General features: G+C 72.0%; 8 protein-coding genes. 3 read left to right on the forward strand and 5 right to left on the reverse strand.

Translation table 11 applies throughout. The features are described 5' to 3' along the window. The first annotated feature begins 99 nt into the window (after positions 1 to 99). Positions 100 to 1,227: an SGNH/GDSL hydrolase family protein gene (locus GR130_RS26010; RefSeq protein WP_159506960.1), complete on the forward strand. Its 1,128-nt coding sequence runs from the start codon at positions 100 to 102 to the stop codon at positions 1,225 to 1,227. A gap of 75 nt (positions 1,228 to 1,302) precedes the next feature. Here GR130_RS26010 and GR130_RS26015 read toward each other — a convergent pair whose 3' ends face one another. Then, the gene (locus GR130_RS26015) at positions 1,303 to 3,147 is read right to left on the reverse strand and encodes an ABC transporter ATP-binding protein (protein ID WP_159506961.1); all 1,845 of its coding nucleotides are present in this window, start codon (positions 3,145 to 3,147) and stop codon (positions 1,303 to 1,305) included. A 98-nt stretch (positions 3,148 to 3,245) separates the two neighbouring features. On the opposite strand from GR130_RS26015, the gene GR130_RS26020 reads away from it, so the two are divergent. Then, the gene (locus GR130_RS26020; RefSeq protein WP_159506962.1) at positions 3,246 to 3,710 is read left to right on the forward strand and encodes a MarR family winged helix-turn-helix transcriptional regulator; all 465 of its coding nucleotides are present in this window, start codon (positions 3,246 to 3,248) and stop codon (positions 3,708 to 3,710) included. Positions 3,711 to 3,751: 41 nt separating this feature from the next. Beyond that, positions 3,752 to 6,688, forward strand: a complete 2,937-nt coding sequence (locus GR130_RS26025; protein ID WP_159506963.1) for an FAD-binding and (Fe-S)-binding domain-containing protein — start codon at positions 3,752 to 3,754, stop codon at positions 6,686 to 6,688. A 24-nt stretch (positions 6,689 to 6,712) separates the two neighbouring features. On the opposite strand, the gene GR130_RS26030 is transcribed toward GR130_RS26025, so the two are convergent. The 4 genes from GR130_RS26030 to GR130_RS26045 all read right to left on the reverse strand — a co-directional run bounded on the left by GR130_RS26030 (position 6,713) and on the right by GR130_RS26045 (position 11,092). Further along, positions 6,713 to 8,086 (reverse strand): alpha-amylase, encoded by a 1,374-nt coding sequence (locus GR130_RS26030; protein ID WP_159506964.1) that lies wholly within the window; start codon positions 8,084 to 8,086, stop codon positions 6,713 to 6,715. A gap of 111 nt (positions 8,087 to 8,197) precedes the next feature. Next, positions 8,198 to 8,788 (reverse strand): RNA-guided endonuclease TnpB family protein, encoded by a 591-nt coding sequence (locus GR130_RS42030; RefSeq protein ID WP_443043663.1) that lies wholly within the window; start codon positions 8,786 to 8,788, stop codon positions 8,198 to 8,200. Next, entirely contained in the window at positions 8,785 to 10,146 is a 1,362-nt protein-coding gene (locus tag GR130_RS26040; protein WP_159506965.1) for a cation:dicarboxylate symporter family transporter, read from the reverse strand. The genes GR130_RS42030 and GR130_RS26040 overlap by 4 nt, the downstream gene beginning before the upstream one ends. 184 nt (positions 10,147 to 10,330) lie before the next feature. Further along, positions 10,331 to 11,092 (reverse strand): hypothetical protein, encoded by a 762-nt coding sequence (locus GR130_RS26045; RefSeq protein ID WP_159506966.1) that lies wholly within the window; start codon positions 11,090 to 11,092, stop codon positions 10,331 to 10,333. Positions 11,093 to 11,359 lie beyond the last annotated feature (267 nt).

Raw genomic sequence — 11,359 nt, forward strand, 5'->3', positions numbered from 1 at the left:
GACTCGTGGCCGTCGTCATCGGGCGACCGACCGAGAGGCAGGCACCACATCGTGAGCAGCGACAACTCCCTTGTTTGGGAGGCAGGTTGGGCGGCATCCATGCAGCGCCCCAGTGCGGGGTTCGACAAGAACTGGGCCGAGGAGGGGTTCGCGGATCAGACCGTACGGCAGGTCGTACGAGTCACCGGGACGGGGACCTCGGCCCGGGTCAAGCTCTCCCACCGCTACGGGACCGCACCGCTGGAGGTGTCCGGCGCCTGGCTCGCGCGGACGGACCGGGGGCCCGCGGTGCACGGCGGTACCGGTCGCCGGCTCACCTTCGGCGGGGCGGATTCCGTACGGATCCCGGCGGGCGGCGAGGTGCACAGCGATGCGGTGGAGGTGCGCGTGGCGGCCTTCGACGCGCTGACCGTGTCCCTGTACTTCGCCCGGCCGACAGGGCCGGCGACCTTCCACGCGCAGGCGTTCGCCACCTCCTACCGGGCGGCGGGCGAGCAGTTGGGGGAGGTGGATCCGGCGGTCTTCGGTGAGACGACGGTGTCGTGGTACCACCTCGCCGCCGTGGAGCTGGCCGACGGCGGGGCGGCGCGGCGGGACACCGTCGTGGCCTTCGGCGACTCGATCACCGACGGCTTCGGGTCGACGGTCGACGGCCACGCGCGCTACCCGGACGCGCTGGCCGAGCGGCTGGCCGCCGCGGGCACCCCGCGTCCGGTGCTCAACCACGGCATCGGCGGGAACCTGCTGCTGCACGACTCGCCGTGGTACGGCGAGTCGGCCGGGGAGCGGTTCGGGCGGGATGTGCTGGAGCAGCCGGGCGTGCGGTCCGTCGTCGTGCTGGTGGGCCTCAACGACATCGGGTTCAGCGAGGTCGACCTGCCGACGTACAAGCCCGATCCTGACCTGTCGGCCGGTCAACTCATCGCGGGATACCAGGGGTTGATCGACCGGGCGCGGGCGGCGGGGGTGCGGGTCACCGGGGCGACGATCACGCCGTTCAAGGGGTCGGAGTACCACACCCCGGCAGCCGAGGCGAAGCGCCGGGAGGTCAATGCGTGGATCCGCGCCTCCGGCGCGTTCGACGCGGTGGCGGACTTCGCGTCTGTGCTGGCCGATCCGCGGGACGCGGACGCGCTGGCGCCCGGTTTCGACTGCGGGGACCGCAAGCACCCGAACGACGCGGGGTACCGGGCGATGGCGGCGGCGGTCGATCTCGCGGCGCTCTGACCGCCGGGGTGCGGCGGCGTCCGGTCTGAGCGGCGCCGGAGCGGGGCGGGCGCCGCCGGCCCGGCACCGCGCCGGTCACACCAGCATGCCCGAGGCGTGCCCGTCGTCCGCCGCGCCGTCGCCGTCCGCCGGCACCTGGTGCGCATCGCGCCGCACCAGCGCCGCATAGCGCCCGTTGGCGGCCAACAGCTCGTCGTGGGTGCCGCGTTCGGCGATCCGGCCGGCGTCCAGGACGACGATCTGGTCGGCGTCGCGGATGGTGGAGAGGCGGTGCGCGATGGTGACCGTGGTACGGCCCGCGGAGAGGGCGTCGACGGCCTGCTGGACGGCGTGTTCGGTGCGGGTGTCCAGGGCGCTGGTCGCCTCGTCCAGGACGAGTACCGGCGGGTCGCGCAGGATGGTGCGGGCGAGGGCGAGGCGCTGCTTCTCGCCGCCGGAGAAGCGGTAGCCGCGCTCGCCGACAAGGGTGTCGTAGCCGTCGGGGAGGGCCGCGATGTGGTCGTGTATCTGGGCGGCGCGGGCGGCGCGTTCGATCTCCTCGTCGGTCGCGTCGGGCTTGGCGAACCGGAGGTTGTCGGCGACCGAGGCGTGGAAGAGGTAGGTCTCCTGGGAGACCACGCCGACCGAGCGGGCGAGGGTGTCGAAGCCGAGGTCGCGGACGTCGGTGCCGTCGAGGGTGACCCGGCCCTCGGTCACGTCGTAGAGGCGGGGGACGAGGTAGCTCAGGGTGCTCTTGCCGCTGCCGGTGGGGCCGACGACGGCGAGGCTGCCGCCCGCCGGGATCGTCAGGTCGATGCCGTCCAGGGTGGGCGCCGCTTCGGGGTCGTAGCTGAACCGCACGTTCTCGAAGCGGACTTCACCGCGCGGGGCGGGCAGCTGTACGGGGTCGGCGGGCTCGGTGATGGCGACCGGCAGGTCCAGGTACTCGAAGATGCGCTGGAAGAGGGCCAGCGAGGTCTGCATGTCGACGCCGGTGGACAGCAGCGAGACGGTGGGGCGCAGCAGGCCCTGCTGGAGCGAGACGAAGGCGACCAGGGTGCCGATGGAGAAGGCCGGGCCGCCGAACTGGAGGACGATCCCGGCCGCCCAGTAGATGAGCGCGGGCATGGCGGCCATGACGATGCCGATGGTGGCCATCCGCCAGCGGCCGGCCATGTTGGCGCGGATCTCCAGGCCGACCAGGCGCTCGGATTCCTCGGCGAAGTTCTTGGTGAGCGAGTCCGCGCGGCCCATGGTGCGGCCGAGCAGGATGCCGCTGACGGAGAGGGATTCGGTGACCATCGCGGACATCGACGCCAGCTGCTTCTGCCGCTGGGTGGTGATCTTCTTGCGCTCGTTGCCGACCCGGCGGCTGATCCAGACGAAGACCGGGAGCAGGAGGAGCGAGACGACGGTCAGCCGCCAGTCGAGGGCGACCATGGCGACGACGGTGGCGACGACGGAGGTGAGGTTGGAGACCAGGGACGTCGCGGTGGAGGTGACGGTGGCCTGCATGCCGCCGATGTCGTTGGCGATCCGGGACTGGACCTCACCGGTGCGGGTGCGAGTGAAGAAGGCCAGCGGCATCCGCTGGAGCTTGGCGTAGACGGCGGTGCGCAGATCGTGCATCACGCGCTGGCCGACGGTGGTGGATATCAGGGTCTGGAGCACGCCGAAGACGCTGGTGGTCACGGCGGTGGCGATCATGCCGAGGGCGAGCAGGGACAGCAGTCCGGTGCGCCGTCCCGGGATGGCGACGTCCAGGATCTCCCGGAGGAGGAACGGGGACGCCACCGAGACCAGGGACGAGGCGGCGACCAGCAGGCCGACGAGGGCGAGCCGGGCTCGGTAGGGGCGGAAGAGGGCGAGGATCCGCCGCAGGGGGACCGGGGCGTCCGGGTCCTTGGGCGGTGCGGTCCATTGGGGTTCGTCGCGGCGCATGGGCTCCTTCGGGATGCGTACCGGAAACTGGGGCATCGTGGAGCCTAGCTCATTGTTACCTATACTCACAATGAACAAGGTCCTGCTATCCTCGGGGCATGCCCTCGCCCTCCCCCGACTCGTCCGCCGGCAGCGGCAACCTCGCCGAACAGCTGGTCCGGCTGACCCGCCGGATGCACCGCGCGCAGAAGCGCCATCTGGAGCATCTGGACATCGCCTTCACCCCGGCCCAGTCCCGGCTGCTGCGGATCGTGGACCACTACCGCGACACCCCGCCGCGGATGGCCGACCTCGCCGAGCGGCTGGAGGTCGTTCCCCGGGCGGTGACGACGCTGGTGGACGCACTGGAGGCGAACGGTTCGGTACGCCGGGTCCCGGATCCGGCCAACCGGCGGGTGGTGCGGATCGAGCTCACCGACACCGGGCGCAGCACGCTGCGCGCGTTGCGCAGCGCCCGGCGGGCCGCGGCGGAGGAGATCCTGGCCCCACTGACCGCCGAGCAGCGCGAGGTGTTCGGCGACCTGCTGTCGGCTCTGGTCGACGGGCCGGGTAGGCATCACTGACCTGAGCACCACGGCAGCACCGCCTCACCGGAGGAGTGACCGTGCCCCTGCTGGAGCCCCGCCCCCACGCCCTGCGGCCCGCGGCCACCACCGGGCCCGCGCCCGACCGGGTGCCCGACCGGCTGGCCGCGGGCACCCCGGAGCCGCTGCGCGGCGACCTCGTCGCGCTGCTCGGCGCGGACAAGGTGCTGCACGAGGTCTCCGACCTGGTCCGCTACGCGTCCGACGCGAGCCCGTACCGCTTCGTCCCGCAGGTCGTGGTGCTCGCCGAGGACGTCGACGACATCTCCGCGGTGTTCTCCTACGCCCACGGCAAGGGCCGCGGCGTCGTCTTCCGGGCCGCCGGGACCTCCCTCAACGGCCAGGCACAGGGCGAGGACATCCTCGTCGACGTACGCCGCCACTGGGCCGGGATCGAGGTGCTCGACGACGGCGCCCGCGCCCGTATCCGTCCGGGCACGACGGTGCTGCGGGCCAACGTCGCGCTCGCCCGGCACGGCCGGCTGCTCGGTCCCGACCCGGCCAGCGCGATCGCCTGCACCCTCGGCGGGGTGGTCGCCAACAACGCCTCCGGGATGACCGCCGGGACCACCCGCAACTCCTACCGGACGCTCGCCTCGCTCACCCTCGTCCTGCCGTCCGGCACCCTCGTCGACACCGCCGACCCGGACGCGGACACCGCGCTGGCGCGCGCCGAACCGGCGCTCTGCGCGGGGCTGCTCGCGCTCAAGGCGGAGATCGAGGCGGACCCCGGGCTGGTGGCGCGGATCCGCGCCAAGTACCGGATCAAGAACACCAACGGCTACCGGCTGGACGCCTTCCTCGACGGCGGCACGCCCGTGGAGATCCTGCGCGGGCTGATGGTCGGCTCCGAGGGCACGCTCGGCTTCATCGCCGAGACGGTCTTCGACACCCTGCCGCTGGACCGGCACACCACCAGCGCGCTTCTCTTCTTCCCGAACCTCGCCTCCGCTGCCGCCGCCGTACCGCGCTTCAACGAGGCGGGCGCGCGGGCCGTGGAGCTAATGGACGGCAACACGCTGCGCGCCTCGGTGAGCGTGGCCGGCGTGCCCGCCGACTGGGCGGAACTGCCGAAGGAGACCACCGCGCTGCTGGTCGAGTTCCGGGCGCCGGACGAGGCCACGCGGCAGGCGTACGAGCGGACCGCGGGACGGCTGCTGGACGGGCTGGAGCTGGTCGCGCCGGTCGCCTCGGTCAGCAACGCCTTCACCCGGGACCCGGCGGTCATCGGCGGCTACTGGAAGGCCCGGCGCGCGTTCGTCACCGCGGTCGGCGGATCCCGGCCGCCCGGTACGACGCTGATCACTGAGGACTTCGCGGTGCCGCCGGACCGGCTCGCCGACGCCTGTACGGCGCTCCTGGACCTCCAGGCCCGGCACGGCTTCGACGCGGCGGTCGCCGGCCATGCCGCCCACGGCAACCTGCACTTCCTGCTGGCGTTCGACGCCGCAGACCCGGACGACGTGGCCCGCTACGCCGCCTTCATGGACGATTTCTGCCGGCTGACCGTCGGGCGCTTCGACGGCTCGCTCAAGGCCGAGCACGCCACCGGCCGCAACATCGCGCCCTTCCTGAAGCTCGAATGGGGGCCGCGGGCAACGGAGTTGATGTGGCGGATCAAGCAGACTGTCGATCCGCACGGCATCCTGGCCCCGCGCATCCTCCTGGACCGCGATCCCCGGGCGCATCTGCGCGGGCTGAAGACCATCCCGCAGGTAGAGGCCATCGCCGACCCGTGCATCGAGTGCGGCTTCTGCGAACCGACCTGCCCCAGCAAGGATGTGACCACCACGCCCCGCCAGCGCATCGTGCTGCGCCGCGAGATGCTGCGCCAGCCGCCCGGCTCCGCCGTCGGCGAGGCGCTGCTCGGCGCGTACGGCTATGCCGCGGTGGACACCTGTGCCGGCGACTCCACCTGCGAACTGGCCTGCCCGGTAGGCATCGACACCGGGGCGCTGATGAGGGACTTCCGGCGGCTGCGGCACTCGCCGCACGAGGAGTGGCTGGCCGAGCAGACCGCGCGGCGGTTCGCGACGGTGGAGCGGGCGGCGCGGCTGGCGGTGGCCGCCGCGGACCGGATCGGCGACCGGCTGCTGACGTCGGTGACCGGCGCCGCCCGCAGGGCCGTTCGCCCCGATCTGGTGCCCGAGTGGCTGCCGCAGATCCCGGGGGCCGCGGCCCGGAAGCTGCCCGGAACCCGGCGGGCGGGCGCGGCGGCCGTGTACTACCCGGCATGTGTGAACCGGATCTTCGGCGAGCCGGCCGGCCATCGGGGGCCCTCGCTGCCCGAGGCGGTGGTCGCGGTGTCCTGGCGGGCCGGCCGCCCGGTGTGGATCCCCCCGGACGTCACCGGCACCTGCTGCGCCACGATCTGGCACTCCAAGGGCTACGAGGGCGGCAACCGCGTCATGGCACAGCGCATCGTCGAGGCGGCCTGGGGCTGGACGGCCGGCGGCGAGCTGCCGCTGATCGTCGACGCCTCCTCCTGCACCCTGGGCATCGCCCGCGAGGTCGTTCCGTATCTGACGCCGTTTCACCGCGCCCTGCACGCCGAGCTGACGGTCGTCGACTCCCTGGTCTGGGCCGCCGACGAGCTCCTCCCCCGCCTCGACGTCCACCGCGCCCTCGGCTCCGCCGTCCTCCATCCCACCTGCTCCATGCGGCACTTGGGCGACGAGGACCGGCTCCGGCAGGTCGCCGAGGCGTGCGCCCGCGAAGTGGTGGTGCCGGACGACGCGGGCTGCTGCGCGTTCGCCGGCGACCGCGGCATGCTGCACAGGGAGCTGACCGAGTCGGCGACGGCGAAGGAGGCCGCCGAGGTCACCGCCCGCCACTTCGACGCGCACCTCTCGGCGAACCGGATGTGCGAGATCGGCATGGACCACGCGACGGAGGGCCGAGGCTACTGCTCGGCCCTCCTGGCACTGGAGTACGCGACGCGTCCCGGCCCGGCCTGAGCGCACTCCCCCGGCCGGCGCGGGTCAGCGCGTGATGTGCAGCGCCACGGCGCTCCTGGCGGGGACGGTGATCTGCGCCTTCCCGTCCGCGCCCACGGTGACCGTGTGCCCGTCGCACGAGGCGGGCGCCGCGGCGACGACGTTGCAGTACGTGCCGCCCGGCAGCGGCGTGGCGAAGGTCTGGCGCAGTTCGGCGTCACCGTTGTTGACGACGACGAAGCCCGCCTTTCCCCGGCCGAAGGCGATCGCACTGCCCCCGTTGTCCCACCAGTCCGTCAGCTCCGCCGACCCCACCGCGTTGCGGAATCCGACCATGCCGGTGATCTCCTGCTTGGCGTGCTCATTGGTCCAGCCGCCGCTGCCGGAGGCCGGCGGGCCCGCGTCCTTGTCGGTCCACGTGTACCCGGAATAGACGTTGGGCGAGCCGTAGGGCGACGCGAGCATGAAGACGTTGGCGAGGGTGTAGACCGCGCCGTCCTTGTAGGTCAGCGTGGAGCCGTTGCGCTCGGTGTCCCAGTTGTCGACGAAGGTACGGGCCTTGTCACCGCTGAGCTTGCCGTCCGCGACGGACTTGAGCTGGGCGATGTTGCCGCCCTGGAAGGCGCTCTTGAGGTGGGTGCCGTAGCGGAATTCGTCGACATCGCCGATTCCGGTGTACTCGTCGGGCTGGACGGCCTCGCCGGCGCCGTAGACGACCTCCTGCACCCAGTACCCGGGGTCCTTCATCTTGCCCTTGATGGCGGCGAGATCGGTGGCGGAGATGTGCTTGGCGGCGTCCACCCGGAACCCGTCCACGCCCAGCGACCGCAGGTCGTCGAGGTATTTCGCGATGGTGGTGCGGACGTAGTCGCTGCCGGTGTCGAGATCGGCGAGGCCGACCAGTTCGCAGTTCTGGACGTCATTGCGGTCGGCGTAGTCGGAGATGGGTTTGCGGCAGCTGTGGAAGTCCTGGTCCTCGTAGTAGCCGGGGTAGTTGTACTTGGTGTACTGAGTGCCTCCGGTGCCCGAGCCGGACCCCGCCGACATGTGGTTGACGACGGCGTCGGCGAGGACCCTGACGCCCGCGCCGTGGCAGGCGCCGACCATGGCGGCGAAGGCGTTGCGGTCGCCCAGCCGGCCGGCGATCTTGTAGCTGACGGGCTGGTACGACGTCCACCACTGGTCGCCCTGGATGTGCTCGGAGGCGGGTGAGACCTCCACGTAGCCGTAGCCGGCCGGCCCCAACTGGTCGGTGCAGGCCCGTGCGACGTCCGCGTACTTCCACTCGAAGAGGGTGGCCGTGACGGTCTTGTCGCCGGGTGGGGTGGCCTGCGAGGACCAGGGGGCGAAGGTGGCGAGGCCGACCGCGGCCAGCACGCCGGCCAGCGTCCCGCCCAGCACACGGGAACGTTGCTGCATCTTGCGGCTCCTTCGTCATGGGGCACGGCGCACCGCGCCCACGAGAGCAGCCACGCGCCAGGCCGCCATGGGGGGTTCGCTTCGGAGCCTGCCGTTCCGCGCGTGGACACGTCAAGGTTTCAAGCAAGGGATTTCAGCGTCTTGCGAAAGACGGTGGCGGGGGCCGGCCCGACGGCGCAGCGGAGCGTTCCCGGCCGGTCGCGGAGCGCGCACACCCGGCGGCGAAACATCCAACTCTGCGCACTGGAAGTCCAATTGGCCCTCCTGTGCCCCAGCCGGAGCAACCGCCAGGGTCCTCACGGAGGTTGCTGTCACCGCCAGTCCGGCGGCCAGCACGTTACGTGCGGCGTTCACGTCCCGGTCACGGGTAGCGCCGCAGCCGCACCTCCAGGTGCGGACCTGCAGCGGCATCCTCTCCTGCAGGGCGCCGAAGTGGGAGCACAGCCTGGAGGAGGGGAAGAAGCGATCCACCGCGATCACCTCCCGCCCGTACCAGGCGGCCTTGTACTCCAGCATGCTCCGGAAGTCCGACCAGGCGGCATCGCTGATGGCGCGGGCCAGGCTCCGGTTCTTGACCATGTTGCGCACGGAAACCGGTCGAATAGCGGGAGTTGCCCTCTCAAGTCCGGCCTCCGCATACCGGTCGCCGGTCCGGGCCCGGCGGTGGACGGCGGCCGTCCGCCTCCGGGCCCGGAGCGTCACTTCTCGCCGGGAACGACGGACGCGCTGTCCGCCTCCGGCGCCTTCTCCTCCCCGGTCCGGACGGCCGGCAGCTCCCCGTTCAGCACCTTCCTGGCCGTCACCCGGTCCAGCGCGCCCTCCCAACGGGACACCGCGAAGACCGCGACGCAGTTGCCGAGCAGGTTGGTGGCCACCCGCATCGAGTCCATGATCCGGTCGACGCCGAGCAGCAGGGCCACCGCGGCGGCCGGGACGACCCCCAGCGCGGAGGCGGTCGCGGACAGCGCCAGGAACGCCGAACCCGGCACGCCCGCCATGCCCTTGCTGGTCAGCATCAACACCAGGACGACGGTGATCTGCTGGCCGAGCGACAGCTGCACGCCGATGGCCTGCGCGATGAAGAGCGTCCCGACGGAGAGGTAGATCGAGGCCCCGTCCAGGTTGAAGGAGTAGCCGGTCGGCAGGACCAGCCCCACCGCGTCGTCCCGGCAGCCCGCGGCCCGCAGCTTCTGCATCATCCGCGGCATCACGGTCTCGCTGGAACCCGTACCGAGCGCCAGCAGCAGCTCCTCGCGGGTGTAGCGGACGAACTTCCACAGGCTGAGCCCGGTCACCGCCTTGAGGGCGCACCCGAGCAGCATGAGGAAGGCCAACGCGACGCCGTAGCAGACCGCGATCAGCTTGCCGTACGTCGACATCGCGCCCAGCCCGTACCGGCCGACGAGATGCGCGGTGGCACCGAAGACCGCGAGCGGGGCGAGCTTCATGATGTAGCCGACGATGGTGAAGACGACGTCCTGGGCCTGTTCGATCAGCGGCAGCAGCTGCGGCACCTTCCGCTGACCGAGGTGCAGCAGGGCCGCGCCCACCAGGCAGGCCAGTACCAGGACCTGCAGCAGCGAGTTCACGGCGAACGCACCGACCGCGCTGTTCGGCAGCGCCTCCAGGATGAACTGGACGGCGGAGGGCAGCTTCCCGCCGCCCGTCTCGGCATCGACCGCGCTCTTGTCCAGGGCCGCCGGGTCGACGTGCATCCCGGCGCCGGGCGCGAAGACATTGCCCGCCAGCAGACCGACGACCAGGGCGACGCTGGTCGCGACCTCGAACCAGATCAGCGCCTTGACGCCGATGCGACCGAAGGACTTCAGGTCGCCCGCCTTGGTGATACCGGCGACGACCACGCAGAAGACCAGCGGGGCGATGACCGCCTTGATCAGACGGACGAACCCGTCGCCGAGCGGCTGGAGCGAGGCTCCCGCCTGCGGCCAGAGGCGTCCGACCAGGACACCGAGCAGCAGGGCGAGCAGGACCTGCACGAACAGGCTGGTGCGCAGCAGACGCCCTGCGCGGCGGACGAGGGTTCCGGTGGTGTGCGGCACGGGCACTCCTCCATGGACGGATTCTGTGATGCGGAATCGGACTTCCGCGGTCCGTCACTATTGCCGCTTGTCGTTCACCACGAAAGAGGCCGATGTAACTTCCGGGAAAATCTTGGAGCTTGATCCAAGAGCTGGCTCCGCACGCCGTCCGCAGACCGCTCACCGGCGCCCGGCCACTTCCCTTTCAGGACGAAAGGTGACCCCGGTCCCCCATCACCACGACGGGGTGCCGGGCCGGGTCGAGAGCCCGCAGCAGCGCCGCCATCGCGGACTTCGCCACGGTCACACAGGCCGAGGTCCCGGTCCCGTGATCCAGGTGCAGCCACACCCCGCCGCCCTTGGACTGCCCCAGGGGGCGGGTCGGGTCCAGCGGGGACGTCCCCGGCACCCGGTTGTAGTTGATCGCCACCACGTAGTCGAAGTCATGGCGGGTGTTCTCGGACCAGTACGACGGCGGGGTGAACGCCGCCGATCGCGTATAGGGCAGCCTGGCGCCCGGATCGGCGAGCACTCCCCCGGCATCGGTCAGCGAGAACACCCCGAAGGGGCTGCGCTGATCGCCCTCGTGATGGTCCGCCGTCCAACCGCGGCGCCCGTTGTGCGCGGGCCAACTCCCCTTGCGGTCCCATCCCTTGACGCCCTTGTCGTACAGCACGACGGTGGCGTCAGGGGAGTCGGCTCCCTTGCCGTAGACCGCCACGACCTGACGCGCGCCGCCCGGGATCCGCGACCGCAGCGCGGGGCCGACGTCCGGGATGTCCGCGAGGTGAGTGGCGGCCGGCGGCCCGCCGGGCCGCTCGCCCGCCCGCGCTCCGCCGCCCCCCTTGGCGCCCTCCGCGCCCCCGCGGCCGCTGCCGTGTGCACCGCCGCCCCCACAGCCCGCCACAAGGACCAGTCCCGCGGCGGCCGCCGCCACCGCCCGTATCGCACCCGCCGCTGTCCGCATGGCCCCATGGTGCCACCGCCGCACTGACGGTCCTTCAGCACCGGCGTTGTGCACATCACCGCCGATTCATCGGCTTTACCGCCCCGCTGCGGAAAAACCGTTTGAAAGCGGCCCACGCGACGGGCGAACCTTCCCTTACCTCCGTCCACGTCGAGATGGCCGAGACGTGCGAGAGGGGCATTTCGCCCTGCCCGGGACGGCCCCCGCCGCCCCCTTGCCCACGACCGCCGCCCCTCCGCCCCGGCCCGCCGAGCACGCTCGGCTCAC

Source organism: Streptomyces sp. GS7 (assembly GCF_009834125.1).
Classification (GTDB): domain Bacteria; phylum Actinomycetota; class Actinomycetes; order Streptomycetales; family Streptomycetaceae; genus Streptomyces.